Below are 26,289 nucleotides of genomic sequence, written 5' to 3' on the forward strand. Positions count from 1 at the left end.
CCTAGCCGTGATGCGCCGCCACGGTCTTGAGCTGCGAGAATCCATAAAGCGCTTCAAAGCCTTTCTCCCGCCCGTGGCCGGATTTTCCGACGCCGCCAAAGGGCAGCTCCACCCCGCCGCCGGCACCGTAGTTGTTGAGGAACACCTGGCCCGCCCGCAGCTTCTTCGCCAGCCGCATCTGCCGGGCGCCGTCGCGGGTCCAGACGCTGGCGACCAGGCCGTATTCGGTGGCATTGGCAATCCGCAGCGCGTCTTCTTCGGTGTCGAACGGGATCAGCACCTGCACCGGGCCAAAGATCTCCTCCTGCGCGAGGGCATGGCCCGGCGGCACATCGGCAAACAGGGTGGGGCGGACATAGGCGCCGCTCGCCGGCGCGTTGGCGGCAATTTCACCCTGCGCCGCGACGGGCAGGTCCGCCCCCTTGGCCAGATAGCCCTCGACAATCTGCTTCTGCCGGGCAGAGATCAGCGGCCCGACCCGCAGATCCTCTGCCGCCGGTCCGACTGTCAGGGCGCCATAGGCTTCGGCCATGCGCGCTTTCACCTCCTCATAGACCCCGCGCTGCACCAGGATGCGCGAGGACGCGGAACAGGTCTGGCCAGCGTTCTGGATGCCCGCGTTGACCAGGAAGGGGAGGGCGGCGTCCAGATCGGCATCGTCAAACACCAGCTGCGGGGACTTGCCGCCTAGCTCCAGCGTCACCGGCACCACATTGGCGCCTGCCGCCTGCTGCACCAGCGCGCCGGTCCTCACTGACCCGGTGAAGGAGATGTGATGCACGCCGGGATGCCCGGCCAGCGCCGCCCCGGCCTCGGCGCCCAGTCCCGGCACCACGTTCAGCGCACCCGCAGGCAATCCGGCCTCCATGGCGATATGGGCAAAGGCCAAGGCGGTCAGGCAGGCCTCCTCCGCTGGTTTCAGCACACAGGCGTTGCCCATCGCCAGAGCCGCGCCGACGGAGCGGCCGATGATCTGCATAGGGTAGTTCCAAGGCACGATATGGCCGGTCACCCCATGCGGCTCGCGCAGGGTATAGACCGTGTAGCCGTCCAGATAGGGAATGGTCTCCCCCATCACCTTGTCCGCCGCGCCGCCGTAGAACTCGCAATAGCGCGCCAGCGCCACGGCATCAGCGCGCGCCTGGGTCAGCGGCTTGCCCACGTCCATCGCTTCAATCGCGGCAAGCAGGTCCACCCGTTCCAGCACGAACTGACCGATCCGGGTCAGGATGCGGCCCCGCTCCAGAGCGGTCATAGCGCCCCAGGCACCGTCCCGCGCCGCTTCTGCCGCTTGCACGGCTGCGTCGATCTCGGCAGCACCGCAACGCGCGATCCGGCAGATTTCGCTGCCATCCGAGGGATTTACCAGGGGCAGGGTGCCGCCGCCGGCGGCAGGCTGCCATGCGCCGCCGATGAGGCAAAGTGCGGGGTCGAACCAAAGCGGGGAAGTGTCAGTCATCATGCGCTCCTGCGATGTCGAAGCTGTAGCTTTTGATCTGATGTTCGGTGAAGGGGGCGCCCTCGCGCAAGTCCCGGATGCCGGGCATCGCGCTGAGACAGGTGCCCCAGAAAGCCACCGCCTCGGCTGAGGATTTCGAAAGCCCCATGCGCCAGCGGCCCGGGAACTCGCGCAGGATGATCCGGGCGGCCTGATGGCCCCAGCCCTGACGGCGGTGCTGCGGCAGGATGCAGAACTCCGACAGCTCGCGCCGGTCATCGGGCAGGTTCAGCACGATGGCAAAGCCGATCCGGGCGGTGCCGTTGCGGATCCAGAAGGCGGTCACGTCCTTGCGGTGCAGCATCTGGCCCGCGCGGCCCGTTGGGTCGATGGCGGCACTGGGGGCCACCTTGGCAAAATACGGCGCCAGCGCTGCTGCCAGAAGGGCCTGCTCCCGCGGCATGATCAGCGCCAGTGACAGCGTCATGCGGCCCCCTGATCCAGATCGGGCAGCACCGGCGCAGCGGCGATCAATTGCCGTGTGTAGGGGTGCTGGGGATTAGAAAAGACCTCTTCGGTCCCGCCCTGTTCGACAATTTCGCCCTTTTGCATCACCAGGCAGCGGTCGGTGATCGTCCGCACCACGCTCAGGTCGTGGCTGATGAACAGATAGGTGAGGCTGTAGGCCTCGCACAGCTCTGCCAGCAGATCCAGGATGCGGGCGCGCACCGAGACGTCGAGAGCGGAGACCGCCTCGTCAAAGATGATCAGCTCTGGCCTTGTGATCAGCGCGCGGGCAATCGCGATGCGCTGGCGCTGGCCGCCGGAGAACTGGTGGATGTATTTCTGTGCATCCCCGGGCTGCAGCCCGACGGCAGTGAGGGTCTCGGCGATCAGATCGGCGCGTTCGCTTCCGGCCGGGGGCTTCTCCAGAGTGTGGAAGGGTTCGGTGATCAGCCGGTCCACCCGGTGGCGCGGGTTGAAGCTGCCGTACGGGTCCTGGAACACCACCTGCATCTTGCGGCGGAGTGCTGGCGCAAGATGGGTCGACACGGGTTCGCCGTCCAACAGGATCTCTCCGCCTTGCAGAGGCTCCAAACCCAGAATCGCCCTTGTTAGGGTCGATTTTCCGCAACCTGACTCCCCCACCAGACCCAGCCGCTCACCGCGGTTCAGGGTAAAGGAGACATCATTCACCGCACGGAAATGTCCGGGTTTCGAGAACAGCGACGGGCGCGGAGTTTTATAGTCGCGGACAGCACCCTTGACCTCCAGCAGCGGGGCCGGCGCAGGCGGCTCGGGCAAGGCCACCTGGTGGCTGGAAGCCGCAAACAGCATTCGCGTGTAGGGGTGGCGCATATTGCGCAAGAGCCAGTCAGTATGGCCGGTCTCCACCACCTCGCCGTGGCGCATCACCACGATCCGGTCGGCTAGATCCGCCACCACCGCCAGGTCGTGGGTGATGATCAGCAGGCCCATACCGTAGTCCTGCACCAGGTCCTTCAATAGGTCGAGGATCTGCGCCTGAGTGGTTACGTCCAGCGCCGTGGTCGGCTCATCCGCGATCAGCAGTTTCGGGCGCAGGGCGATGGCCATGGCGATCACCACCCGCTGGCGCTGGCCGCCCGACAGCTCATGCGGATAACGGCTGAGCGGAAAGCGGTCCTCGGGCAGGCCGACCCGCTCCAGCACCTCGCGAGCGCGGGCCTCGGCCTTGTCGCGCGGCATCGCCTTGTGGATCAGGATGGTCTCCATCACCTGCTCGCCGATGGTCTTGACTGGGTTGAGCGCGGTCATCGGCTCCTGGAACACCATCCCGGCCGACTGGCCGCGCAGGGCGCACATCTGCGCTTCGGACTGGTCCAGCAGCTGAATCCCGTCCAGCGTGACATAGCCCTTGGCCTCGGCCCGCTCCGGCAGCAGCTGCATCACCGCCAGCGCGGTCATCGACTTGCCGGAGCCGCTTTCACCGGTGACGGCGACGATCTCGCCCGGCTCGATATGGAACGACACGTCCTTGAGCACCTGAAAGGCGCCGATCCTGAGCGACAGGCGGGTCACATCCAGCAGGGTCATGTCCGCGCCACCCGCAGTTTCGGGTCCAGATAGTCGCGCAGCCCGTCGCCCAGCAGGTTCAGCCCCAGCACGGTGAGGATAATGGCCGTGCCCGGCACCAGCGCCAGATGCGGCGCAAAGCTCACCATGGTCTGCGCATCGGCCAGCATCCGCCCCCAGCTGGGGGTGGGCGGCTGCGCGCCGAGGCCGACATAGCTGAGGCCGGCTTCGGCCAGGATCCCCAGCGAGAACTGAATCGTTCCCTGCACGATCAGCAGGTTCGTGACGTTGGGCAGGATGTGCTCGGCCGAGATGCGCGCCGCGTTCTTGCCTGCCACACGGGCGGCCAGGATGAATTCCCGTTCCCAAAGGCTCAGCGCCGCGCCGCGGGTGATGCGGGCAAACACGGGGATGTTGAAGATGCCGATGGCGATGATCGCGTTGATGGCGCCGGCACCGAGGATGGCGGTGATCAGGATGGCGATCACCAGCGAGGGGAAGGCAAAGACCAGATCATTGCCGCGCATGATCAGCTCATCCAGCCAGGATCCCTTGCGCGCCGCCGCCGCCAGCCCCAGCGGCACGCCCGCGCCCATGCCGATGCCGACAGCCACCAGCGCCACGGCGATGGAGGTGCGCGCGCCGACCATGATCATCGCCATCAGGTCGCGCCCGAAATGATCGGTGCCCAGCCAGTGCTGCGCATTGGGGGTTTGCAGCTTGGCGGGGATGTTCATTGCGGTGTGGTCGAAGGGCGTCCAGACGAAGGACACCGCCGCTGCCAGCAGCACCAGCGAGGACAAAACGGCACCAAGGATCAGATTGCGGGTCATGAGCGGCAACCCTTTGTGACGATCCGTCCGGCCGCAAGGCCGGGCCGCGCCCGACCCTCCCCACGGGAGGGCGCGTTGCGCCGCCCCAGGCTCGGGCGCGGCCCTTGGCGGCAGGCCTGCACGGTTGCATCTGTCTTCATGTCCGGCTCCTGAGGCGCGGGTCCACCAGCGAATAGGCGAGATCGACCAGGAAATTCACCGTGATGACGGCAAAGACCAGCAGCATCACCACCGATTCCACCACGATCAGATCGCGGGATGAGATCGCCTGGAACACCAGCCGCCCGAGGCCGGGCAGGTAGAAGACCTGCTCGATGATGATGGCGCCCGCCAGCAGGAAGGAGAACTGCAAACCGATGATGGTCAGCACCGGGATCAGCGCGTTGCGCACCCCGTGCCGCCAAAGCGCCTGGCGCTGTGTCAGCCCCTTGGCGCGGGCGGTGCGCATGAAATCCTCGCCTAGGATGTCCAGCAGGGCCGACCGCATCACCCGCGTCAGGATCGCCGCCTGCGGCAGCGCCAGCGCGATGGCGGGCAGGGTCAGCGCATGGAGCCCGGCGCCTAGCCCGGCCTCCCAGCCCGGAAAGCCGCCTGCGCCGAACCAGCGCAGGTTGATGGCAAAGATCAGGACCAGCATCATCGCAAACCAGAAGTTCGGCACCGCGACGCCCAGCTGGGTTGCGCCCATCACCGCCATGTCGCCCGGCTTGCCGCGGCGGGCGGCGGCATAGATGCCTGCCGGAAAGGCGATCAGGGTCGAGAGCGTCAGCGCATAGAGGGCCAGGGGCAGCGACACCCACATCCGGTCTGCGATCATCCCCGCAACCGGTGTGCGGTAGGTGTAGGAGGTGCCGAAATCACCGGCCAGCATCCCGGTGATCCAATTCAGGTAGCGGGCGGCTTTGCTTTGATCCAGCCCCAGCTCTGCCTTGAGGGCAGCCACCGTGTCTGCCTGCGCATTGACCCCCAGCATGAAAGATGCCGGATCGCCTGGTGCCACCTCCACCACAAGGAAGATCACCAGCGAGGCAACAGCCAGGCTGAGGATCAGCGACAGGAGGCGTTTCAGAGCATAGCGCAGCATCAGGGCTACGTTAGGTGCGCACAAAGCAGCGGTCCAGAGGGCCGCGGCGGCAAAACGGCAGCAGGGTGCAAAAAGGCGCAGCGTCAAAGGCTTGCGCCGGAATTGTCCGGAGCGGGGCGCTATGGCAGCGGGCGGGGGCTTCCGCATGCAGGCCTGAGCAGGCTATCACTGTGCCATGCTGTCCCGCCCCCTGTTCATCGGATCGGAAATCTACCGCGGATCTTCCTATGGCCGCACCCATCCCTTGCGGGTGCCGCGGGTCTCGACCGTGATGGATCTGTCCCGGGCGCTGGGCTGGCTGCCGGAGGAAGTCTATGTGAACTCTCCCCGCGCCAAGCCTGCGGCGCTGACCGTTTGGCACACGCCGGACTACGTCGCCGCGCTGCAGGCCGCGGAGGCGACGCAAGCCGTGAGCGATGAGGTCCGCGCCCGGCATCATCTGGGCACCCTCTCCAACCCGGTGTTCCCGGAGATCTTCCGCCGCCCGGCCACCGCCGCGGGCGGGTCGATCCTGGCGGGGGAGCTGCTGGCGCAGGGCGGCATTGTCTACAACCCCGCAGGCGGCACCCATCACGGGATGCCGGACCGGGCCAATGGGTTCTGCTATTTGAACGATCCGGTGCTGGCGATGCTGTCGCTGCGCCACCACGGCGCACGGCGGATCGCTTATGTCGACATCGACGCGCATCACGCCGACGGGGTGGAGCATGGCTTTGCCGGCGACGCGGACGTGCTGATGATCTCGGTGCATGAGGAAAACCTTTGGCCCAAGACCGGGACGCTGACGGAGGATGCGGGTGGTTCTGCTCTGAATCTGCCGGTGCCGCGCGGATTCAACGATGATGAAATGGCCCATATCCGCGACGCGCTGATCCTTCCGGTGGTGGAAGACTTCGCGCCCGACGCCATCGTGCTGCAATGCGGCGCGGATGCAGTGACCGAAGACCCGCTGCCGCATCTGGATTTGTCGAACAACGCCCATTGGGCGGTAGTGCGGGCGCTGATGGGGATGGCGCCGCGGTATCTGGTGCTGGACGGGGGCGGCTATAACCCGTGGTCGGTAGGGCGGCTCTGGACCGGGGTCTGGGCCACGCTGAATGGCATTGAGGTGCCGGAGCGGCTGCCCGCAGAAGGCGAAGAGGTGTTGCGCGGGCTGGAATTCAACGGCAACCGGCTGGGCCGCAACCCGCCGGAGCACTGGTTCACCACGCTCAGGGACCAGCCGCGCGGCGGGCCGGTGCGTCAGACGGTCCGGGAGCGGGTGGCCTATCTGCTGCGCAGGCGTCTCGGGGGCTAGCGCAGCAACAGCGCTGCGCTGGGCCCTGACCCTAAGATGTAACCAGGAACTTCAGCACCGCAAAGCCGACGATGGCGGCATAGCCAATGGGATAGATCCACTTCAGCGCATAGTTGTCCAGCTTCCGGGCCAGGGTCTCGCGCCCGGCCAGCTTGAGTTTGCGCAGCACCACGTTGAAGACGATGATCGCACCGGTGGCGAGGAACATCCACTGCAGGATGAAATCGAGGAAGGTCAGGTATCCCAGCTTGGGCAGGTCCGCCGAAATCGCCCAGTTGAACGCAACAAAGACCAGAAGATTCGCTCCCGAAATCTCGATCCGCTTCCGGTACTCGTCGAGGAAAAAGACCGACCAGCTTACCGTGATCAGGACGAGCATGGGGAGAAACACACGGATTAGGTAATAGGTGATGTGCCTTTTGCCCTCGAAAACCAGCGTGATCTGGTCACTCTCATGGCCTGAAATCCCTTCGGTATTGGTCTGGATCAGGTGTGCGTTTCCAAGAATCCACTCTTCCTCGCCCAGCATGCCGCCCAGCCCGGAATATTCGTTCAGCGGATAGTAGTTCACGTATGACGAAGGCAGTACTGACGCGACTTCGAACTGGAACCGCTGGGTGTCGAACGGGTATTTCCTGAAATCAAAATGCGGAGCCTGAAGCGTCAGCGAGGATTTTTCGACATAGACCACACTGCCGTCTGAGCGCACACCGGCCGCGGATTGGTGAATCCAGCGGTTGGATTGCTGGTTCATGATGACGAACACCGGGACGACCGCGCCGGCAGACTTGGCATAGTCCGCCAGCGCATCGGGTTGGAAGATGCGGACATCGCGCCCGAATTCCTCGGCATCGAAAGCCAGCGCCGGATCCGTCCACTCGGCCCGGATGACCGCAACAGCAGCATAGTTTTCGGCTTTCTGATCGACGTTGACGATCTGGTCGATCTTGATGCCGATGCCCACTTCCAGCGGGGTATCCAACTGTCCGGTCAAACCTTCCAGACCGCCCGAAAGCTCCGCCTGGGCCCAGGCCGGCCAGGCAAGGCAGGCCAATCCAAGCAGGATCAGAGCCACAAGGCGGCCGAGAGGCCGAAAGATACCTGAAAACACCATACTCAAACTGCCGCTTCACAAGGGTGAAACCGCGAAGCCCGGCGGGCATGGGCTTCGCGGCAGTGCTGTTACTCTGCCCAGCTGATCGCCGTCAGGTCGATGGCGGCAGTGGGCGCATTTTCCCACAGGCCCTGCAGCCCGGCCTTGGCCACCCCCAGCTTGGCCAGCTGGAACAGGAAGCCGTTGACGTAATCCGCTGCGATCATCTCCTGCGCCTCCTGCAGCAGCGCCGTGCGGGCGTCCGGATCCGTTGTCGCGTTCAGCCGGTTCATCAGCTCCTGAAACGCCTTGCTGTCATACTGGAAGTAATACTCGGGGCGGGCGTAGATGCCGATGTCCATCGGCTCGGTATGGCTGACGATGGTGAGGCCGAAATTCTTACCGCGGAACACGGTTTCCAGCCACTGGGCCCATTCGACGTTGATGATCTCGGCCTTGATGCCGACCGCGGCCAGCTGCGCCGCGATTATCTCGCCACCGCGGCGGGCATAGGACGGCGGGGGCAGGTGCAGGGTTGTCTCGAACCCTTCGGCAAAACCTGCCTCTGCCAGCAGGGCCTTGGCCTGCTCCGGGTCATGGGCGGAGTTGCCGGTCAGGTCCATGTAGGCCGGGTTGTGCGGAGCGAAATGGGTGCCGATCGGGGTGCCATAGCCGAACATGGCGCCGTCGATGATCGCCTGCCGGTCGATGGCATGGGCAACCGCCTGCCGTACCCGGATATCGTCGAACGGCGGCTGCTTGTTGTTGGTGGACAGGATCGTTTCGCCTTCGGTCGATCCCACCAGCACCTGGAACCGCGGATCGGCCTCAAACTGCGGCAGGTTTTCGGGGGCAGGGAAGTTGTCGAAGGCGTCGATATCCTCCGCCATCATCGCAGCGAACGCAGCGGTCGGGTCGGAGATGAATTTGAAGGTGGCAGAGGCCAGCGCCGGCTGATCGCCCCAGTAATCCGGGTTGCGCGCCAGCGTGATGCGGTCGCCCTGCACCCATTCCTGGAAGGTATAGGCGCCGGTGCCAATGGGGTTGGTCTTGATGTCTTCGATGCTCTCCGGCGCCACGATCACCGCATCGCCCCAGGCAAGGTTGAACAGCAGGCTGCCGTTTGGCCCGTCCAGCGTGATCCGGACGGTCTGCGGGTCCACCGCGTCGACCGCGGTTATCCCCTCGAACAGCGCCTTCTGGGCATTGGTGCTGTCCTCGGCGCGGGCGCGGTCGAGCGAGAATTTCACGTCTTCCGCATCCATTGTGCTGCCGTCGTGGAAGGTGACTCCCTCACGCAGCTTGAAGGTATAGACGGTGCCGTCTTCGGAAATCTCCCAGCTTTCAGCCAGGCCGGGAACCACCGACCCGTCGCCCATGAACCGGGTCAGCCCCTCGAAAATATTGCTGTAAACCACCGAGTCGATGGCTTGGGCTGCGGCGCTGGTTGGGTCCAGGTGGGGCGGTTCCAGCTGCATGGCGATGGTGACGCTGTCCTTGGCCCAGGCGCCGCCCGCGGCCAGTGCAAGCGCGGAACCGGCCGCTAAAACAAGTGATCTCAATGCCATTGGAAAACTCCCCGTGTACAATATGCGGGCCGTGTTCGGCGCCTATTGGAAACGAGTTTCCCCGATTCCCAAGCGTAATCAAGGGTGAGGGACATTTCGCGCACTGGAAGCACGCGGCGTTAATTGGTAATTCGTGTCCACTCTTGAACCGCGGACAGGAAGCCATGAGCGCAACAGCCAAGAAACAGGCGCCCAACGCCGAAGACATCCGGGCCCGCAAGGGCGGCACCCCTTTGGTGAGCCTGACGGCCTATACCACACCGATGGCGCGGCTGATGGACAAGCATTGCGACTTTGTGCTGGTCGGCGACAGCGTCGGCATGGTGCTGCATGGGCTGACCTCCACCCTGGGCGTCACCATGGAGATGATGATCCTGCACGGCCAGGCGGTGGCGCGCGGGCTTGAGCGCGCGATGCTGGTCATCGACATGCCGTTCGGATCTTACGAGGAAGGCCCGCAGCAGGCGTTCCGCAACGCCGCGCGGCTGATGGCCGAGACCGGCTGTGCAGCGGTCAAGCTGGAAGGCGGCGTCGAGATGGCGGAGACCATCCGCTTCCTGGTCAAGCGCGGCATCCCGGTGATGGCCCACATCGGCCTGACACCGCAGTCGATTAACACGCTGGGCGGCTACAAGGTGCAGGGCCGTGATGCACAGGCAGAGGCGGTGCTGGCAGACGCCCGCGCGGTGGCTGAGGCCGGCGCGTTCTCGGTGGTGCTGGAGAAGGTGCCGCAGAAACTGGCCGACAAGATCACCGCCGAGGTGGCGATTCCCACCATCGGCATCGGCGCCAGCGCGGGCTGCGACGGGCAGATCCTGGTGGTCGATGACATGCTGGGCTTCTTCACCGCCTTCAAGCCGAAGTTCGTGAAACGCTACGCCGATCTTGGCCCGCTGGCCGAGGCGGGCATCGCCGAATATGCCGCCGAAGTGCGCGCCCGCAGCTTCCCGGCAGCCGAACATGTTTTTGCCGATCAGGCTCCGGCCGCCAAGGCGCCCTCCAAAGGATGACTGCTGAAATGACCGCTCCTATTCTGCGCCGCCTGTCTGACCTGCGTGCCAAGACAGCCGAATGGCGCCGTGCCGGGGAAACCATCGGCCTGGTGCCGACAATGGGGGCGCTGCACGCCGGCCACTTGTCGCTGGTCGAAGCAGCCAAGCAGGCTTGCGACCGGGTGATCGTGACGATCTTCGTGAACCCCAAGCAGTTCAACAACCCCGAGGATCTGGCGAACTACCCGCGCACCGAACACGAGGACGCGGAAAAGCTTGCGCCTTATGGGGCGGACCTGATCTATGTCCCCGACCCGGATCAGATCTACCCCGACGGCTATGCCACCAATGTCTCGGTCGGCGGCAGCATCACGGCTGTGATGGAGGGCCCCTTCCGCCCCGGCCATTTCGACGGGGTGGCGACGGTGGTCGCCAAGCTTTTCCTGCAGACCAGCGCGGACAAGGCGTTCTTCGGTCAAAAGGATTACCAGCAGCTGATGGTGGTGACCCGCATGGCGCGGGATCTTGATATCCCGATCGAGGTGATCGGCTGCCCGACCGTGCGGGAGGCTTCAGGCCTCGCCATGTCCTCCCGCAATCTGCGGCTATCTGCGGAGGCTTTGGCCAAGGCTGCCGCCCTCAACGCCGCAATGCGGGAGGCCGCCGCCAAGGCGTCGGCGGGCGCGCCCTGGGCACCGCTGGAAGCCGCCGCGCGCCAGGCGCTGGCAGAGGCAGGTTTTGGAGACGTGGAGTATTTCGACCTGCGCTGTGCGGAGACGCTGGAGGCGCTGGACAGCCCCTCCCGGCCCGCCCGGCTGCTGGCCGCCGCCTGGATGGACGGCATCCGGCTGATCGACAATATCGAGGTTCCTCAACTAAATTCTTAGTAGGGGCTGGTAGCGGTAGCACCTTTGCGTTTATTGTCCCCGGTCAGAGGAGACTGGAGGGCAACGGATGACCTATATTCTGGCGATTGATCAGGGCACCACTTCAACCCGGGCAATCCTGTTTGACGCGGGGATGCAGGTCGCGGGTACCGCACAGCAGGAGTTTACCCAGCACTACCCGCAGGCAGGCTGGGTGGAGCACGACCCGGAGGAGATCTGGGATACCACTGTCGCGGTCTGCCGCAAGGTGATGGCGGATCTGGATGTTTCGGCCAAGGATATTGCCGGCATCGGCATCACCAACCAGCGTGAAACCACGGTGGTCTGGGACAAGTCCAGCGGCAAGGCCATCCATAACGCCATCGTCTGGCAGGACCGCCGCACCGCGGCCATCTGCGAGGAACTGCGCGCGGCCGGCCACGCGGAAATGGTGGCCGACCGCACCGGGCTGCTGCTGGATCCTTATTTCTCCGGCACCAAGGTGAAGTGGATCCTGGATACCGTCCCGGGCGCGCGTGAGCGGGCCGCGGCAGGGGATCTGCTGTTCGGCACCGTGGACAGCTTCCTGATCTGGCGCCTGACCGGTGGTGCCTCCCACGTGACGGACGCGACCAACGCGGCGCGCACGCTGATGTATGATATCCGCAAGGGCCGCTGGAGCGGCACCATCAGCGATCTGCTGGACGTGCCGCAGCAGATGCTGCCGGAGGTCCAGGACAGCGCCGCGGAGTTCGGCACCACCGACCCGGAAATTCTGGGCGGCCCGGTTCCGATCCTGGGCGTGGCCGGCGACCAGCAGGCGGCCACCATCGGCCAGGCCTGTTTCCAGCCGGGGATGATGAAATCCACCTACGGGACAGGCTGCTTTGCGCTGTTGAACACCGGGGACGAACCCGTCGTGTCGAAAAACCGGATGCTGACCACCATCGCCTATCAGCTGGACGGCAAGCCGACCTATGCGCTGGAAGGCTCGATCTTCATCGCCGGCGCTGCCGTGCAATGGCTGCGCGACGGTTTGGGGATCATCGAGCACGCGTCGCAATCGGGCGAGCTGGCGCTGCGGGCGGACCCGGGCCAGGACGTGATCCTGGTGCCCGCCTTCACCGGCCTCGGCGCGCCTTACTGGGAGCCCGAGTGCCGCGGCGGCATGTTTGGCCTCACCCGCAACTCCGGCCCCGCGGAGTTCGCCCGCGCCGCGCTGCAAAGCGTCGCCTACCAGACCCGCGACCTCTATGAGGCGATGCGCGCCGATTGGGAGGACGACAGCCACCACACCGTGACCCTGCGCGTCGATGGCGGCATGAGCGCCAGCGACTGGACCATGCAGAGCCTGTCGGACCTCCTGGGCGCCGCCGTCGACCGCCCGGTTATGCAGGAAACCACGGCACTGGGCGCGGCCTGGCTGGCGGGGATGCAGGCCGGGATCTACCCGGATCAGACCGGTTTTGCCGATACCTGGAAGCTCGACCGCCAGTTCGTGCCGCTGATGCAGCCGACCGCGCGCGAGGCGGCCTATGCCCGCTGGCAGCGCGCGGTGCAGGCGGTGATTGGCGTCTGAATGCAGGAAAACGGGGCAGGGCGGGGCACTCCCGCCTGTTCCGCCGCATTCGCAGAATGCGCCTCACAGTTGGGCGTGGCGCCGCGCTTCGCGCGGCGTTTTTCTTTCTGCTGAGAAGCGGTTTAGGTGCAGGCCTGCACCTAAACGCGCCTTTTCGAGTGTGTTTGCGGCCATCCGCGCCTCAAGGGAAAACCGTGCCTGCGGCACGGCGGCTGCGCCGCCCTTGACCCGCGGCTGGCAGCAGGCGTGCCCTAGCTGACGCGGGCGCCTGCCGGGATGGTGGCGGGGCGGGCGTTCAGCCCCTCGATGGAGAAACCCGCAATGGATTTGTATTTGGCGGCATGGGCGGCCAGCTCCGCCTGCGGGATCACTTCGCTGATATCCCCGAAATTTCCGCCGCAGAGGTCTTCGACTTGCTGCAGCACCCCGTCGGGCCCACCGCCTGCGCGGTTGGCCAGGCCTACTGCAGTGGTTACCGGACGCACTTCGGACTCATAGGCCTGCAAAGCGCTGGCGCTGATCCCTTGGTCCAGCAGCTTGGCGCCGATCACCCGAGCATCCACAATGGCTTGGCTGGCGCCGTTTGACCCCACCGGATAGGTCGGATGCGCGGCGTCTCCCATCAGGGTCACGTTGCCCTCCGTCCAGCGCGCCAGCGGGTCGCGGTCCACCATCGGATATTCATAGACCACTTCGGCGCCGCGGATCAGCTTTGGCACGTCGATCCAATCGAATTGCCAGCCTTCGAAGTCCGGCAGGAACTCATTGATGTCTGCAGGCCGGTTCCAGTCCTCCCGCCGCCAGGGGGCGGAGGGGTCAAAGCTCTTTTCCGCAATCCAGTTCATCGTGACCCGGCCCTCCGCATCCGGCGCCGAGATCGGATAGGCGACCAGCCGCAGATGGTCGTGGCCGATCATCGCCATCGCCGCGCCGCCCTTGAACTCCGGTGCGCGGGTAGTGCCGCGCCACAGGATGCGGCCGTTCCAGATGGGTGCGCCTTCCCCAGGCACCATCTGCGCCCGAAGGGCGGAATGGATGCCATCGGCTGCAACCGCCAAGGTCCCATCAATCCGCTGCCCGTCTTCGAGCAGGAGAACCGCGCCTTCGGAGGTATTGGTAAACCCTATGGCCCGGGCGCCGGTGGTCAGGCAATCGGGTCCGGCCCGGTCCAGCAGCGCGCGGTACAGCAGCATCTGCAGCTCGCCCCGGTGGACCGAGTACTGCGGCCAGGCGTAGCCTGCGCCCATGCCGCGCGGCTCCTCCCAGATCGTCTTGCCCAGTTTGCTGTAGAACCCCAGCTGCCGGGTCTTCACGCCGATCGCCGCCAGTTCCCGTTCCAGCCCGAGATCGAACAGCTCCCGCACCGCGTTGGGCTGAAGGTTGATGCCGACGCCCATCGGCTTCAGCTCCCGTGCCGCCTCGAAAATCCGGAACGGCACTCCGATCTGGTGCAGCGTCAGCCCCAGGGTGAGCCCGGCAATACCGCCGCCGGCGATGAGAATGGACATGATAAGTATACCTCCTAATCTTGCGGGCAGAAAACCACAGCCTGCCGGAAGGAACAAGCGGGAGCGGAAGAAAGGGAGGGCAGCGGCGGCTTAGCGCCTGCCGGCGATGATCAGGTCGGGGCCAAAGATCACGTCGGCGTAGTTGTGCAGGTAGATCTTGAGCCAGGGGGTGAACCGTTCGGGATGGCGGCTCACCTCGGCCAGCAGGTCGTGGTAGTCGACCCAGCGGGTCTCCATCACCTCATCCGGGTTGGGGGTGACTTTAAGCGGCCGGTGGGCATGGGCCAGGAACACATCGACTGCTTCATGCTCGACCAGCCCGTTGCCGACATCGGCGCGGTATTCCAGGTGGTGGCGGAACTCCGGGTAAAGCCCGGTGATCCCCAATTCCTCCTGCATCCGCCGCACGGCGCAGGCCGAGGGCTGCTCGTCCCACATCGGATGGGTGCAGCAGGTGTTCGCCCACAAGCCCGGCGTGTGGTATTTGCCCATCGCCCGGCGCTGCATCAGGATTTCCACACCCTTCACCACAAAGACGGAGACCGCCTTGTGCTTCAGCCCGCGCTCATGCGCGGCGAGCTTGTCGACCGGTGTCAAATCGCCGTTCACCCAGGCGGGGATCATGTGGCTCATGCTGTGTCCGTGACGTGGTTCCCTGGCCGGCCTGCCGCAATTGCGTTGGCCTGGCTCCTACCGCTAACGCCTGCGGGTTGCGAAAGCAATTACGCGAAAAGCCGCGGCGAAAATGCCGCGGCTTTGATGCAGTGCTGCCGTAAATACGGGCGTTATTCGGAGGCCGCTTCCGCGCTTTCCTCAGTTGCGGCACCCTCTGCCGGGGCCGGGCCGTGGCTGGCCAGGAAGGCATAGATGTCTTCGCCGCCCTTCTTCAGGCGGAAGGACATTTTCGACTTGGCTTTGGAGTCGCCGGTTTCGGCCTGCAGGAACTTCTTGGGGTCGGTGGTGAAGGCCACGAATTTCTCTTCATCCCAGACCAGGCCGGCCTCGCCTGCGGCGGCCAGGTCATCGCTGTACTTGAAGCCTTCGACGGTGCCAGCGGTGCGGCCGGCAATGCCCCACAGGTTGGGGCCGGTCTTGCCGCCCTTGACGATCACGTCACCGGAATCGGAGGTGACGGTGTGGCAGGACTTGCACTTGTTGAACCCCTTCTCGCCAGCTTCGGGGTCGCCTTCGGCAAAGGCAGGGGCGGCGAGGAGGCCGAAAATGGCGGCTGTTACGAGAGGTTTCATATTGCTTGCTCCGGTTATGAGTTGGCACGTGTGACTCATGATCCAATAGCCCGCAGTGTCAACCGGCAGTTTGACGCGCATCAAAGTTCCGGCAGGAAGCTGCGGCAATTCAAGGCGCTGACCAGCAGGGCAGCAGGTCTCCGGGTTCAGGGTGCGCGTGATAGACGGCGCGGGCGAGGGCACGGCTGAGGCACAGGGCAGCGGCATGGCAGAGCGGGCCCAGGTCTGCGTCCGGGTTTTCCAGGCTGCACGCGCCGGTGCTGGCGGCAAAGACCAGGTCGCCATCGCTGGGGGTGTGGGCCGGAACGATGGCGCGGCCGATGCCGTCATGGGTGGCGGTGGCCAGACGCTGGCATTGGGCCTTGGACAGTTCCGCATCGGTGGCGACGATGGCAATTGTGGTGTTGGCGAGTTCCCCGGGCAGGGCGCCGCCGCCCAGCTTTTGCATCGCGGCCAGCTTGCGGCTGTCCAGGCTGCGCCCCAGCCCGGCCGCCGGATCCGGCCCGAGACCGCCGAATTCATCCGCGATTTCGAAGGGGGCGGCCCAGAAGTGCCGCTCGCCCGGGGTGGTGACGGCGCCAATCGGGTTGGCGGCCACCAGGGCGCCGACCGTCACACCGCTGTCCAGCACCAGCGAGGCTGAGCCGAGCCCGCCCTTGAGCATGGCGGTCAGCGCTCCCTCACCCGCGCCTGCAGTGCCAAGGGCAAATTCCTCTGCGGCGCCTTCAAAGGCCGCCCGGCCGAGAGCGCGGTAGGGGTTCTGGTCCCAGTCCTTTTGCCCGCCGTTCAGCAGATCGAAAATGATTGCCCCCGGCACCAGCGGCACCCGCACAGGGCCGACCGGAAAGCCTCGGCCCTTGGCGTGCAGGGCGTCCATTACCCCGGAGCAGGCGTCCAGCCCGAAGGCGGAGCCGCCGGACAGCACCAGCGCGTCGATCTTTGCCACCGACTTGTCCGGCGCCAGCAGGTCCGTTTCCCGGGTGCCCGGCGCGCCGCCCATCACATGCACCGAAGCGGTGAAGGGGCTGTCCGACGTCAGCACGGTGGTGCCGGATTTCAGTGTGGCGTCCTGGGCGTTGCCGACAAGGATGCCGGGCACGTCGGTGATCAGGTTTCTGGGGCCGGGGAGCATGATAAGCGGTCCTTTCTGCCAGGAAGCGCGCTGGCGCGCACTGCCTCCGGCGGGAGTATTTTCCACAAAGAAGAAGCCGGGTGCGCTAGATACAGCGCCCGCCGTCCACTTCCATCGCAACACCCGTGATCATGCTGGCCTCGTCCGAGCACAGGAAGCAAGCGGCATTGCCCATGTCCTCAGGGGTGGAGAAGCGGCCAATCGGAATGGTCGACAGGAACTTGGCGCGCATTTCCGGGGTGTCCTCACCCATGAAGGATTTCAGAAGCGGGGTTTCGCCGGCCACCGGGTTGATTGCGTTGACCCGCACCCCATGCGGCGCCAGTTCCACCGCCATGGTCTTGGTCGCGGTGATCATCCAGCCCTTGGAGGCATTGTACCAGTTGAGGTTGGGTCGCGGCGAGACGCCCGCGGTGGAGGCGACGTTCAGGATCGCGCCCCCCTTGTTTTCCTTCATGTGCGGCACCAGGGCGCGGGCCGTGAGGTAGACGGATTTCATGTTCACCCGCATCACCCGGTCGAAGTCGTCCTCGGAGATCTCCTCCAGCGGCGCGGGCAGATGGGTGACGCCGGCATTGTTCACGAGGATGTCGAGACGCCCGAAGGTCTGCAGGGCAGCTTTGGCCATGGCATCGACAGAGGCGCCATCTGAGACATCCACCGCCTGGGCCAGGGCGTTGCTGCCCAGCTCCGCAGCCATCTCCTCCGCCGCGGCGCCGTTGATATCGGCGATCATCACCCGGGCGCCTTCACTCAGGAACTTGCGCACAATGCCTGCGCCAAAGCCCGAGGCGCCGCCGGTCACGATGGCGGTCTTTCCGTCCAGCCGCATGATTTCCCTCCCAAACTGTCTGGCGTCAGCATGGGCCGGTCGGAAGCGGTGTGCAATCCCAAGTCAGCCGGGGTCGATCTTACCGCGCGTCGCTTTCAGCTCGCCGCGCTGTTTCTTGGCCTCCAGCCGCCGCTTGACGGAGCCGCGGGTGGGTTTGGTGGCGATGCGCCGCTTGGGCGCCACCAGCGCCTTGCGCACCAGTTCCGCCAGCCGCTCGCGCACGATCTCGCGGTTGCGCTGCTGCGAGCGCGTCTCGTCGCATTGCAGGATGATCGCGCCGTCCTTGGTCCAGCGGCGCCCGGCCAGCCGTTTCAGCCGGTTCTTGACCGCGGGCGTCAGCGCAGGCGAGCGGGCGGCCTCGAACCGCAGTTCAACCGCGGTCGCCACCTTGTTCACATTCTGCCCGCCGGGGCCCGAGGCGCGGATGAAGCTCTCGGTCATTTCCCAGTCCTGCAGGATGATTTGCTCGTTGATGCGGATCATGGCTCTTTATGAAGCGGAGGCCAGAAAATCGAAAGGGCTGTTCCCACACGCGGGAACAGCCCTTCGAGATGATAGGAGGTGCACCGGTTAGGTCAGCACCAATTCAGACATCTATACGCGCCAAGGGCTGCCTCGGCCGCACTCCTTCTGAACTGTTCCGGCACTGCTCTCCATAGCTTCTCTAGACAATGGGCACCTCCTTTCTGAATGTTTCGTGTGCCCTCAGCCTGCCACAGATTCGGCTAATGTCAAAACAAAATCATGTGGTCTTTGCGGTGAGCTTACGCACGATGATGCGGAAGGGCACAAGGGCGACGAGGGCCAGCGACAGTTTTACCAGCCAATCGGCCAGGGCCAGAGAGACCCACAAGGGGGTTTCCGGGCCGGTGCCCAGCAGCGGCAGGATCTCTCCGGCCCAGGAGACGTCGTTGACCGGCTCCAGCCAGCTGAGCGCGGCGGAAAACGCCACGGTAAAGAAAATCGCGGTGTCGACGGAGGAGCCGATCAGGGTGGAGGCCAGCGGCGCGCGCCACCATTTGCCCTCGCGCAGGGCAGAGAACACGGCGACGTCCAGCATCTGCGCGGTGAGGAAGGCGAGGCCGGAGCCAAGCGCAATGCGCAGGGTAACCGCCGGGTAGGTGAAGCCGTCGCCCTGCAGCATGATTTGGGTTCCGATCAGCGAGCAGATCACCCCGGCGATGAAGCCGGCCACCACCACTTTGCGCGCCGCGGCGGCGCCGTAGACGCGGTTCATCACGTCGGTGACGAGGAAGGCGATCGGGTAGGTGAAGGCGCCCCAGGTCAGCCACTGGCCGAACAGGAATTGCACCAGGATGTTGGAGGCCACCACCACGGTGGCCATGGCGAGGATGCCTGGAATATGCGAGCGGGTCATGGGTCGGATCCATTTGTTTCGGGGCGCGCAGACGCAGTCTGCGGCAGCAAAAGACCGGCCCCTTTAAAATGATCCGGCAAGGAGGGCAAGTTTTGCGGTTTCAGGGAAGGCTCCCGCCCGCTCGGGGTGCATTCGAAGAATGCCCCCTCCCGGTTGGGCATGGCGCCGCTGGCGCGGCGCGGGGCAAGCCTCAGCGGGGCAGGGCGTATTCCACCAGTTCGGTGCGCTGCAGCGGCAGGAAGTTGTCGTCGGAAACCATGGTGGCGCGCATCTGGCCGGTCTCATCGGCCCAGATTGACAGGCCCTCAAGATTGTCGTGAGTGCCAGGGCCGGTCTGCAGCAGCACCGTCTCGTTCACCGGCCCGGCGGCGGTGATGTCCCAGCGGCGCAGGCGGCTGCGGAAGCCGAGCAGGGTCAGGTCCCGCTCCAGCAGGTAGAAGCGCCCGTCGGGGCCGAAATCGGCATCCACCGGCAGGAAGCGGCCTTCCGGCGGCAGGCTGAAGGGACGTGACCAGCGCTGGCCGTTCCAGCGCCAGACCGGGATCTGCCCGTGCTTGTCGAACGCGCGTTCCGGCAGCGTGTATAGCCAGCCGCGGGCGTCGATGGCCAGGGTTTCCAGCGACTTGTTCGGGGGCAGCTTGCGGAACGCCTTGGGGCGCGGCAGCACCTTGGCACGGCCTTCGGGGCGCTGGTAGCGGGCCACCCGTGCAGCGCCTTCAAAGGAAATGTAACGGCTGCCGTCTGGCGCAATTGCCAAGCCTTCGCTGTCGCCGGCAAAACCGCGCAGAACCTTGCCGGTGGAGGCGCGCAGGCCGTGGGCACGTTGCGCCGTGACCCCGGTAATGCTGCCCTGTCTGCGCTGGATCCGCGTGGTCACCAAAGTGGCGCGGTCGCTGAGCACCGTCATCGCCTTGCCGCCGTCGCTGAGTTTGAGCGCGGAGAAGCCGCCGAACCAGGGCTGGTTCAGCTTCCAGGTATAGCTGCCCAGATACTGCGCCTTGCCCTCTGCCGCCGCCGCCGGGCGGTTTGCGGCATAGGCCGCCGCAGCCAGGCTGGCGGCAGCGGCCAGGGCCAGGGTCAGTTTGAGTGCAGAACGGCGGCGCATTGCTTGGGCAGATCCGAAAGGGTGTAGTCACGCCGTGGTTTAGGCTTTGGCGCGTTGGGGTCAACCGGTTTCGGCGGCGGCGGGTTCAGGATGTTGTTCACCCACTGCTGCGCATCGGCACAGCCGTCGCCCTTGGGCGGAGCGGCCTGGTCCACACAGCCGCGGGCGCCGCGCGGGCAGGCCAGCCGCACGTGGAAGTGGTAGTGATGCCCCCACCAGGGGCGGATCTTGCGCAGCCAGCGGCGGTCGCCCTTCTCGTCATTGCACATTTGCACCTTGGCGCCGGGGAAGACGAAAATCCGCGCCACCCGCTTGTCCTGCGCCGCGGCCTTGAGGATCTCGTGATGGGCCCGGGTCCAGCTGGCGTTCACATAGGCGCCGTTGGCGCGGCGCATGGAGATCGAGGAGATGTTCTCGCGCGCGCTGCGGCTGAGGTTCAGCCGGTCCGGCGGCCGCATCCAGATGTCGATGTCGAGGCCGATCTGGTGGCTGCGGTGGCCTGACAGCATCGGCCCGCCGCGGGGCTGGCTGATGTCGCCGATATAAAGCCCCTTCCAGCCGCGCTGCTTGGCGGCAAAGCGGCTCAGGTCCTTGACGAAATCAATTGCTGCCGGATGGCCCCAGTTGCGGTTGCGGCTCAGCCGCATGGCCTGCCAGGTGGGCCCGGTTTCAGGCAGCTGGGCGGCGCCGGCAACGCAGCCCTTGGCGTAGGAGCCGAACGGTGCAGGCCGCTGCTGGGAAGCGGCGGGTTTGGCCCCGAACAGGGCCTTGGCGGGTGTCTGCGCGCTTGCCGGACTAAGTAAACCAACAACCGCTAAACATGTGGCAAGTAACAGTCTCAACCCTGATCTCCTTCTCCTTGAACCCAGAATAACAGTATCAATCCGACCAGAAACAGCCCGATGACGGGGGTGATCCCCAGCCGGGCGCTGCCGGTTGCCGTGGTGGCAACCCCGATCAATGCGGGCGCCAGAAAGGCGGTGGCGCGGCCCGACAGGCCATAAAGGCCAAAGCTTTCGGTTGCATCCCTGGGGCTGGTGTGGCGCACCATCATGCTGCGGCTGGCGGCCTGCAGGATGCCGCCGAAGCCGCCGATCAGCACGCCGCAGCCAAAGAACACCGTGTCCGGCAGGGTGGAGCCTTCTGCCAGCGGGATGCCGAATATCTGGTGCCGCGACATGGACACGATGATCAGGCAGACAAGGGAGAGGATCAGGATCGAGGTGATGATCACCGGCTTTGGCCCGAACCGCCGGTCCGCCTTGCCGCCCAGCCAGCTGAACAGGGTGGCGGCAAAGGCGGCGACGATGCCGAAGATGCCGATCTGGGTGATCTCCCAGCCCAGCACCAGCTTGGCATAGACACCGCCAAAGCCGTAAAGGCCGTTGAGCGCATCGCGGTAGAACATCGAGGAGCCCAGATAGCTCGCCAGGCTCAGCCGGCGGCGCAGGCCGGAGACCAGCTTGACCACCATCTGCCAGGCCTTGGCCAGGGTGGCCTTGCGCCCCGTCGCGCCGCGGTCCTTCACCCACAGGAAGTAGGGGATCATGAAGACGGCAAACCAGATCGCGGTGAACGGGCCGACAGCGCGGGTGCCCTCCTTGGCCTCCGGGTCCAGGCCCAGGGCCGGGCTGAGGCCGATCAGGGTCTTGCCGGTGCCCTGCTCGACAAACAGCAGCAGCATGATGAACAGCGCAATCACCCCGCCGAGGTAGCCAAAGGCAAAGCCCGAGCCGGAGATGTCGCCCACATCCTCGCGGCTGGCCAGCGTCGGCAGCTGGGCGTTGACAAAGATCAGGGCAAATTCGGCGCCGATGAAGCCAAAGCCGAAGCTGACCAGCATCCACCACAGGTTGCTGCCCTCGGGGTCCATGTACCAAAGGCCCCAGGCGCCGATCAGATACATCAGCGAAAACACCATGATCCAGGGCAGGCGGCGGCCGGTGATGTCCGCCAGCGCGCCCAGGAACGGCGCCCCGAAGCCGATGATCAGCCCGGTCACGGTCAGGCACATCGACCAGACCGTTTGCGCCTGCGCCTTGGCGGCCTCGCTGTCCAGGCCCTGCCCCATGAAATGCTCGGCGGCCACGGCGGCAAAGAACGGGCTGAACACAAAGGTGACCAGCAGCGTCTGATAAGGCTGGCTGGCCCAGTCAAAGAACCACCATCCCCAGATCCGCTTGCGCGTGGACACCTGCTGCATACCCGGCCTCTTTTTATTGTTGCCTTCAGGTATGGCAGGCGGGCAGGGGCCTAGGCAAGCCCGTCCTGCATCGGCGGCCAGGGGCGGCCGGCATCCGCTTGGCACCAGTTGTTGATCCAGCCCGGCAGCTCAGGCGAGGCCTCTGTGCTCTGCCCCAGCGCCGCCAGCACTTTTTCCGGCGGCACGATGCCGTTGCGGTCGGTCACTGCGGTGCGCAGCATCACATGGCTGGCGCAGTCTCCGTTTGTCTTCCACATGGATTGCTCGACATAGATGAATCGGTCATCCCATCCGGCGGCACGGCTGCGCATTTCAAACCGCTCAAAGCCCCGGATGCGGCGGCGGTAGCGCACCGAGGATCCTGCCACCGTCAGCCCCCAGCGGTTCTGCCGCAGGCAGCGGATCAGCCCCACCCGCTGCGCCAGCATGGTGCGGCCCAGATCATAGAGCGTCATCGTGCGGCCGTTGTTCAGCTCCATCCACATGTCCAGGTCCCAGGGCCAGCAGATATGGCTGGAGACATGCAGGCCGGTGATCGGCAGCCGCTCCATCCGGCTGGCCAGAACGGTATCCTTGATCAGGCGGAAAATCGGGTACATGGACGCGGGCTCCTTGTTGGCATGTGCCCGTGATGCCACCCGTTTACAGCGCGTCAACCGCAACCTCGCGGAAGCCTTGCGTATTTCCTGCAGGCTGCTTACCTGTGTGGCTGTTCGAAAGAGGGAAATACAGATGGTCTCGCTGTTCCAAATCCTGATGCTGATCCTGGACATCGTCTGGTTCTTCATCATTGCCCATGTGATCATGAGCTGGCTGATCAACTTCCAGGTGCTGAACCTGCACCAGCAGCTGGTGGCACAGATCTGGTACGGGCTGAACCGGATCCTGGAACCGCTCTACGCCCCGGTGCGCCGCTTTATGCCCAACATGGGCGGGCTGGACCTGGCGCCGCTGGTGGTGCTGGTCGCCGTCTACGCGCTGCGCATCATCCTGGTGAACAACATGGCGGCGTTCTACTGACCTGACCGCCTGCGGCCCGGCGGATTTCGCCGGGCTTTTGCCCTGCGGGCCTTGCCGCCCTATGCCTCCTGTGGGATTGTGCCTGCCAAGTAAGAGCAGACCACCACATTGAGGCCCCTTGCCCCCATGACAGCCCCGGCAGCCCTGACAGGCGCGTCCCCGATCCTGCGCGAGATCTTCGGCTTCGACGCCTTCCGCCCCGGCCAGGAAGAGATCGTCGACGCGGTGACCGCCGGAGAGAACGTGCTGGCGATCATGCCCACGGGCGGCGGCAAGTCGCTCTGCTACCAGCTGCCCGCCCTGCTGCGCGACGGCATCACCGTGGTGATCTCCCCCCTCATTGCGCTGATGCGCGATCAGGTCCGCGCCCTGCAGGAGGCGGGCGTCACCGCGGGCGCCCTCACCTCCGGCAACACCGACGAAGAAACCGAAATGGTCTGGGAGGCGATCGAGGCCGGGCGGCTGAAGCTGCTCTACATGGCGCCCGAGCGCCTTGCCTCCGGTGCCGCCATGGGGATGCTGCGCCGCATCGGCGTCAGCCTGATCGCCGTGGACGAGGCGCATTGCGTCAGCCAGTGGGGCCACGACTTCCGCCCCGACTACCTGCGCATCGGCGAGCTGCGCCGCGCCCTGGACGTGCCGCTGGCCGCCTTCACCGCCACCGCGGACCAGGAAACCCAGGAAGAAATCGTCCAGAAGCTGTTCGACGGCGAGGCCCCCCGCAGCTTCCTGCGCGGCTTCGACCGGCCCAATATCCACCTGGCCTTTGCCGCCAAGGACAGCCCGCGCCGCCAGATCCTGGAGTTCGCCGCCGCCCGCAAGGGCCAGTCCGGCATCGTCTACTGCGGCACCCGCGCCAAGACAGAGGCGCTGTCAGCTGCCCTGCGCGAAGCAGGCCACTCCGCCTGTTTCTACCACGGCGGCATGGAGGCTGAGGACCGCCACATCGTCGAAACCCGCTTTGCCCGCGAAGATGGGCTGATCGTGGTCGCCACCGTCGCTTTCGGCATGGGCATCGACAAGCCCGATATCCGCTGGGTCGCCCATGCCGACCTGCCGAAATCAATCGAAGCCTATTACCAGGAAATCGGCCGCGCGGGCCGCGACGGCGCACCTGCGGAAACCCTCACCCTGTTCGGCCCCGATGACATCCGCCTGCGCCGCTCTCAGATCGACGAAGGCCTGGCCCCGCCCGAACGCCGCGCGGCCGACCATGCCCGCCTGAACGCGCTGCTGGGGCTGGCCGAGGCCTTGCACTGCCGCCGTCAGAAGCTGCTGGGCTATTTTGGTGAGACGGCCGAGCCTTGCGGTAATTGCGACCTCTGCGACACGCCGGCCGATGTGTTCGACGGCACCACCGTGGTGCGCAAGGCGCTGTCGGCGGTGCTCCGGACAGAGGAATGGTTCGGCTCCGGCCACCTGATCGACATCCTCCTGGGCGCCGATAACGAGCGGATCCGCGCCAAGCGCCATGACGAGTTGTCGGTCTACGGCTGCGGCAAGGAATTCGGCAAGCGCCAATGGCAGGCGGTGTTCCGGCAGATGATGGGCCACGACCTCTTGCGCCCCGACCCGGAGCGCCACGGCGCCCTGCGCTTCACCGAGGCCGCGCTGCCGATCCTGCGCGGTGAACAGTCCATCGAGCTGCGCCGCGACACCATCAAATCCGCAGACCGCCGCCCGGCGGTGAAGGCTCTGGTCTCGGAAGAGGACGCGCCGCTGTTGTCGGCGCTCAAGGCCAAGCGCCGCGCCCTGGCCGAGGCGCAGAAAGTGCCGGCCTATGTGATCTTCCCGGACCGCACCCTCATCGAGATGGCCGAGGTGCGCCCGGAAACGCTGGACCAGATGGCCCGCATCAGCGGTGTCGGCGCCAAGAAGCTGGAGCGCTACGGCGATGACTTCCTGGGCGTGATCACCGGCGCAGTGGAGCAGCTGCACCCCGCAAGGCGCAAACTGGCGGGGCGCAATTCCGGCTCGGTCTATGATGGACTTCTGGAGGTGCAGGCGCAGCTGGCGCGCGGCGCATGCGGCACCTTGAAACCGCTCACCTGCTCGGCCTCGCTGCTGGCCAAGGTGGCGCAGCTGCGTGCAGATGACGAGGCCGGCATCACGAGGCTGCTGGGGGAGCGCCGCGCCGAACGTTTCGCCGCGGCGTTTCTGGACGTCCTGCGCGGCGCGGGCTAGGGTCGCGCCAAGAACCGGGCCAAAGATTTCTAGGGGGCAGATATGCTGGTAGTGACCTCTCCGGCCAAGAAGCTGGACTGGGCGGAACGGGATCAGGAAATGACCTGGCCCGCGCTGCATGACGACGCGGTGGAGCTGGCGGACGTGGCCCGCGAACAATCGGTGGCCGGTCTGATGAAGCTGATGAAGATCAGCGAGGATCTCGCCAAGCTGAACCATGCCCGTTTCCAGGACTTCGCCGCCGATCCAAAAGCGGAGACCACCCGCCCGGCGGCGCTGGCCTTTGCCGGCGATACCTATCAAGGGCTGGAGGCACCCTCGCTGGACGGGGATGAAATGGCCTGGGCGCAGGAGCATTTCCGCATCCTGTCCGGCCTGTACGGGGTGCTGCGCCCTCTGGATGCGATGCAGCCCTACCGGCTGGAGATGGGCTCGCGCCTGAAAAACCCGCGCGGCAAGAACCTCTACGAATTCTGGGGCCGCAAGATCTCTGACGCGCTGAACGCGCAAGGAGAGGCCGTCGGCACAGATGTGCTGGTGAACTGCGCCAGCCAGGAATACTTCGGCGCGGTGGACCTGGCGGCGCTGAAGCTGCGGGTGATTACCCCGTTGTTCATGGAAGACAAGAACGGCACGCCCAAGGTGGTGAGTTTCTATGCCAAGCGCGCCCGCGGCGCGATGGCCCGTTTCATCATCCAGCACCGGCTGACAGATGCGGACAGTCTTCTGGATTTTGATACCGGCGGCTATGCCTACCAGCCGCAGATGTCGGAACCGGACAAGCCGGTTTTCCTGCGCAGCGCCTGAGCCGCGGCGGGGAGGCTCCCGCCCGCTCCGGCACATTCATGAGAATGCACCGTCCCGGTTGGGCCCGG

Annotated in this window: 25 protein-coding genes; 7 read left to right on the forward strand and 18 right to left on the reverse strand. The window is 65.6% G+C overall.

Annotation, left to right across the window (positions count from 1 at the left end):
• Position 1 precedes the first annotated feature (1 nt).
• From ACFMBG_RS13545 to ACFMBG_RS13565, 5 genes are all read right to left on the reverse strand, one after another.
• Positions 2-1,459 carry an aldehyde dehydrogenase family protein gene (locus ACFMBG_RS13545; RefSeq protein ID WP_421055227.1) on the reverse strand — a complete coding sequence of 486 codons (1,458 nt, stop codon included), beginning with the start codon at positions 1,457-1,459 and terminating at the stop codon, positions 2-4.
• Positions 1,452-1,925 carry a GNAT family N-acetyltransferase gene (locus ACFMBG_RS13550; RefSeq protein WP_421055228.1) on the reverse strand — a complete coding sequence of 158 codons (474 nt, stop codon included), beginning with the start codon at positions 1,923-1,925 and terminating at the stop codon, positions 1,452-1,454. The genes ACFMBG_RS13545 and ACFMBG_RS13550 overlap by 8 nt, the downstream gene beginning before the upstream one ends.
• Positions 1,922-3,514 carry an ABC transporter ATP-binding protein gene (locus ACFMBG_RS13555; RefSeq protein ID WP_421055229.1) on the reverse strand — a complete coding sequence of 531 codons (1,593 nt, stop codon included), beginning with the start codon at positions 3,512-3,514 and terminating at the stop codon, positions 1,922-1,924. Before ACFMBG_RS13555 ends, ACFMBG_RS13550 begins: the two co-directional genes overlap by 4 nt.
• A complete protein-coding gene (locus tag ACFMBG_RS13560) occupies positions 3,511-4,326 on the reverse strand; it encodes an ABC transporter permease (protein WP_421055230.1) in 816 nt (271 codons plus the stop codon). The genes ACFMBG_RS13555 and ACFMBG_RS13560 overlap by 4 nt, the downstream gene beginning before the upstream one ends.
• 136 nt (positions 4,327-4,462) lie before the next feature.
• A complete protein-coding gene (locus tag ACFMBG_RS13565) occupies positions 4,463-5,410 on the reverse strand; it encodes an ABC transporter permease (protein ID WP_421055231.1) in 948 nt (315 codons plus the stop codon).
• Positions 5,411-5,585: 175 nt separating this feature from the next.
• On the opposite strand from ACFMBG_RS13565, the gene ACFMBG_RS13570 reads away from it, so the two are divergent.
• Positions 5,586-6,707 (forward strand): acetoin utilization protein AcuC, encoded by a 1,122-nt coding sequence (locus ACFMBG_RS13570; RefSeq protein WP_421055232.1) that lies wholly within the window; start codon positions 5,586-5,588, stop codon positions 6,705-6,707.
• Between the two features lie 31 nt (positions 6,708-6,738).
• Here ACFMBG_RS13570 and ACFMBG_RS13575 read toward each other — a convergent pair whose 3' ends face one another.
• Positions 6,739-7,782 (reverse strand): ligand-gated ion channel, encoded by a 1,044-nt coding sequence (locus ACFMBG_RS13575; protein ID WP_421055233.1) that lies wholly within the window; start codon positions 7,780-7,782, stop codon positions 6,739-6,741.
• A 107-nt stretch (positions 7,783-7,889) separates the two neighbouring features.
• Entirely contained in the window at positions 7,890-9,368 is a 1,479-nt protein-coding gene (locus ACFMBG_RS13580; RefSeq protein ID WP_421055234.1) for an ABC transporter substrate-binding protein, read from the reverse strand.
• Positions 9,369-9,532: 164 nt separating this feature from the next.
• Here ACFMBG_RS13580 and panB point away from each other — a divergent pair, with 164 nt between their 5' ends.
• The 3 genes from panB to glpK all read left to right on the forward strand — a co-directional run bounded on the left by panB (position 9,533) and on the right by glpK (position 12,805).
• Positions 9,533-10,378, forward strand: a complete 846-nt coding sequence (gene panB / locus ACFMBG_RS13585; protein ID WP_421055235.1) for a 3-methyl-2-oxobutanoate hydroxymethyltransferase — start codon at positions 9,533-9,535, stop codon at positions 10,376-10,378.
• Positions 10,379-10,386: 8 nt separating this feature from the next.
• Positions 10,387-11,247, forward strand: coding sequence for a pantoate--beta-alanine ligase (gene panC, locus ACFMBG_RS13590; RefSeq protein WP_421055236.1), 861 nt, complete (start codon positions 10,387-10,389; stop codon positions 11,245-11,247).
• A gap of 67 nt (positions 11,248-11,314) precedes the next feature.
• Complete coding sequence (glpK, locus tag ACFMBG_RS13595; protein WP_421055237.1) at positions 11,315-12,805, forward strand: glycerol kinase GlpK; 1,491 nt, start codon at positions 11,315-11,317, stop codon at positions 12,803-12,805.
• Between the two features lie 251 nt (positions 12,806-13,056).
• Here the strand turns inward: glpK and ACFMBG_RS13600 are convergent, their stop codons facing one another.
• The 11 genes from ACFMBG_RS13600 to ACFMBG_RS13650 form a co-directional block, all read right to left on the reverse strand.
• A complete protein-coding gene (locus ACFMBG_RS13600) occupies positions 13,057-14,313 on the reverse strand; it encodes a flavin-dependent oxidoreductase (protein ID WP_421055238.1) in 1,257 nt (418 codons plus the stop codon).
• Positions 14,314-14,403: 90 nt separating this feature from the next.
• Entirely contained in the window at positions 14,404-14,946 is a 543-nt protein-coding gene (gene idi, locus ACFMBG_RS13605) for an isopentenyl-diphosphate Delta-isomerase (protein WP_421055239.1), read from the reverse strand.
• Positions 14,947-15,098: 152 nt separating this feature from the next.
• Positions 15,099-15,560 carry a c-type cytochrome gene (locus ACFMBG_RS13610; RefSeq protein ID WP_421055240.1) on the reverse strand — a complete coding sequence of 154 codons (462 nt, stop codon included), beginning with the start codon at positions 15,558-15,560 and terminating at the stop codon, positions 15,099-15,101.
• 109 nt (positions 15,561-15,669) lie between these two features.
• The gene (locus ACFMBG_RS13615) at positions 15,670-16,692 is read right to left on the reverse strand and encodes a P1 family peptidase (RefSeq protein WP_421055241.1); all 1,023 of its coding nucleotides are present in this window, start codon (positions 16,690-16,692) and stop codon (positions 15,670-15,672) included.
• Between the two features lie 85 nt (positions 16,693-16,777).
• A complete protein-coding gene (locus tag ACFMBG_RS13620) occupies positions 16,778-17,524 on the reverse strand; it encodes an SDR family oxidoreductase (protein ID WP_421055242.1) in 747 nt (248 codons plus the stop codon).
• Positions 17,525-17,587: 63 nt separating this feature from the next.
• Positions 17,588-18,007: an alternative ribosome rescue aminoacyl-tRNA hydrolase ArfB gene (arfB, locus tag ACFMBG_RS13625; protein WP_421055243.1), complete on the reverse strand. Its 420-nt coding sequence runs from the start codon at positions 18,005-18,007 to the stop codon at positions 17,588-17,590.
• Positions 18,008-18,266: 259 nt separating this feature from the next.
• Positions 18,267-18,902 carry a queuosine precursor transporter gene (locus ACFMBG_RS13630; protein ID WP_421055244.1) on the reverse strand — a complete coding sequence of 212 codons (636 nt, stop codon included), beginning with the start codon at positions 18,900-18,902 and terminating at the stop codon, positions 18,267-18,269.
• 190 nt (positions 18,903-19,092) lie between these two features.
• Positions 19,093-20,007: an esterase-like activity of phytase family protein gene (locus ACFMBG_RS13635; protein WP_421055245.1), complete on the reverse strand. Its 915-nt coding sequence runs from the start codon at positions 20,005-20,007 to the stop codon at positions 19,093-19,095.
• A complete protein-coding gene (gene mepA, locus ACFMBG_RS13640; RefSeq protein WP_421055246.1) occupies positions 19,980-20,849 on the reverse strand; it encodes a penicillin-insensitive murein endopeptidase in 870 nt (289 codons plus the stop codon). Before mepA ends, ACFMBG_RS13635 begins: the two co-directional genes overlap by 28 nt.
• Positions 20,846-22,210 carry an MFS transporter gene (locus ACFMBG_RS13645; protein ID WP_421055247.1) on the reverse strand — a complete coding sequence of 455 codons (1,365 nt, stop codon included), beginning with the start codon at positions 22,208-22,210 and terminating at the stop codon, positions 20,846-20,848. The genes mepA and ACFMBG_RS13645 overlap by 4 nt, the downstream gene beginning before the upstream one ends.
• 50 nt (positions 22,211-22,260) lie before the next feature.
• Positions 22,261-22,809 (reverse strand): acyl-CoA thioesterase, encoded by a 549-nt coding sequence (locus ACFMBG_RS13650; protein WP_421055248.1) that lies wholly within the window; start codon positions 22,807-22,809, stop codon positions 22,261-22,263.
• 133 nt (positions 22,810-22,942) lie between these two features.
• On the opposite strand from ACFMBG_RS13650, the gene ACFMBG_RS13655 reads away from it, so the two are divergent.
• The 3 genes from ACFMBG_RS13655 (at position 22,943) to yaaA (ending at position 26,221) form a co-directional block, all read left to right on the forward strand.
• Positions 22,943-23,230 (forward strand): YggT family protein, encoded by a 288-nt coding sequence (locus tag ACFMBG_RS13655; protein WP_421055249.1) that lies wholly within the window; start codon positions 22,943-22,945, stop codon positions 23,228-23,230.
• Positions 23,231-23,356: 126 nt separating this feature from the next.
• Complete coding sequence (gene recQ, locus ACFMBG_RS13660) at positions 23,357-25,414, forward strand: DNA helicase RecQ (RefSeq protein ID WP_421055250.1); 2,058 nt, start codon at positions 23,357-23,359, stop codon at positions 25,412-25,414.
• Between the two features lie 42 nt (positions 25,415-25,456).
• Positions 25,457-26,221, forward strand: coding sequence for a peroxide stress protein YaaA (yaaA, locus tag ACFMBG_RS13665; protein WP_421055251.1), 765 nt, complete (start codon positions 25,457-25,459; stop codon positions 26,219-26,221).
• Positions 26,222-26,289: the final 68 nt, after the last annotated feature.

Origin of the sequence: Leisingera coralii (assembly GCF_049056525.1) — a bacterium.
In the GTDB taxonomy this organism is placed as follows: Bacteria; Pseudomonadota; Alphaproteobacteria; order Rhodobacterales; family Rhodobacteraceae; genus Leisingera; species Leisingera coralii.

Bases quoted from the DNA above. Each gene is read 5' to 3' on its own strand.
- ACFMBG_RS13565 (WP_421055231.1), bottom strand. From the start codon at position 5,410: ATGCTGCGCTATGCTCTGAAACGCCTCCTGTCGCTGATCCTCAGCCTG.
- ACFMBG_RS13615 (WP_421055241.1), bottom strand. From the start codon at position 16,692: ATGCTCCCCGGCCCCAGAAACCTGATCACCGACGTGCCCGGCATCCTT.
- ACFMBG_RS13560 (WP_421055230.1), bottom strand. From the start codon at position 4,326: ATGACCCGCAATCTGATCCTTGGTGCCGTTTTGTCCTCGCTGGTGCTG.
- panC (WP_421055236.1), top strand. From the start codon at position 10,387: ATGACCGCTCCTATTCTGCGCCGCCTGTCTGACCTGCGTGCCAAGACA.
- arfB (WP_421055243.1), bottom strand. From the start codon at position 18,007: ATGATCCGCATCAACGAGCAAATCATCCTGCAGGACTGGGAAATGACC.
- ACFMBG_RS13630 (WP_421055244.1), bottom strand. From the start codon at position 18,902: ATGACCCGCTCGCATATTCCAGGCATCCTCGCCATGGCCACCGTGGTG.
- ACFMBG_RS13550 (WP_421055228.1), bottom strand. From the start codon at position 1,925: ATGACGCTGTCACTGGCGCTGATCATGCCGCGGGAGCAGGCCCTTCTG.
- ACFMBG_RS13545 (WP_421055227.1), bottom strand. From the start codon at position 1,459: ATGACTGACACTTCCCCGCTTTGGTTCGACCCCGCACTTTGCCTCATC.
- ACFMBG_RS13650 (WP_421055248.1), bottom strand. From the start codon at position 22,809: ATGTACCCGATTTTCCGCCTGATCAAGGATACCGTTCTGGCCAGCCGG.
- ACFMBG_RS13555 (WP_421055229.1), bottom strand. From the start codon at position 3,514: ATGACCCTGCTGGATGTGACCCGCCTGTCGCTCAGGATCGGCGCCTTT.
- ACFMBG_RS13645 (WP_421055247.1), bottom strand. From the start codon at position 22,210: ATGCAGCAGGTGTCCACGCGCAAGCGGATCTGGGGATGGTGGTTCTTT.
- recQ (WP_421055250.1), top strand. From the start codon at position 23,357: ATGACAGCCCCGGCAGCCCTGACAGGCGCGTCCCCGATCCTGCGCGAG.
- idi (WP_421055239.1), bottom strand. From the start codon at position 14,946: ATGAGCCACATGATCCCCGCCTGGGTGAACGGCGATTTGACACCGGTC.
- ACFMBG_RS13600 (WP_421055238.1), bottom strand. From the start codon at position 14,313: ATGTCCATTCTCATCGCCGGCGGCGGTATTGCCGGGCTCACCCTGGGG.
- ACFMBG_RS13655 (WP_421055249.1), top strand. From the start codon at position 22,943: ATGGTCTCGCTGTTCCAAATCCTGATGCTGATCCTGGACATCGTCTGG.
- ACFMBG_RS13635 (WP_421055245.1), bottom strand. From the start codon at position 20,007: ATGCGCCGCCGTTCTGCACTCAAACTGACCCTGGCCCTGGCCGCTGCC.
- ACFMBG_RS13580 (WP_421055234.1), bottom strand. From the start codon at position 9,368: ATGGCATTGAGATCACTTGTTTTAGCGGCCGGTTCCGCGCTTGCACTG.
- yaaA (WP_421055251.1), top strand. From the start codon at position 25,457: ATGCTGGTAGTGACCTCTCCGGCCAAGAAGCTGGACTGGGCGGAACGG.
- ACFMBG_RS13570 (WP_421055232.1), top strand. From the start codon at position 5,586: ATGCTGTCCCGCCCCCTGTTCATCGGATCGGAAATCTACCGCGGATCT.
- ACFMBG_RS13610 (WP_421055240.1), bottom strand. From the start codon at position 15,560: ATGAAACCTCTCGTAACAGCCGCCATTTTCGGCCTCCTCGCCGCCCCT.
- panB (WP_421055235.1), top strand. From the start codon at position 9,533: ATGAGCGCAACAGCCAAGAAACAGGCGCCCAACGCCGAAGACATCCGG.
- glpK (WP_421055237.1), top strand. From the start codon at position 11,315: ATGACCTATATTCTGGCGATTGATCAGGGCACCACTTCAACCCGGGCA.
- ACFMBG_RS13620 (WP_421055242.1), bottom strand. From the start codon at position 17,524: ATGCGGCTGGACGGAAAGACCGCCATCGTGACCGGCGGCGCCTCGGGC.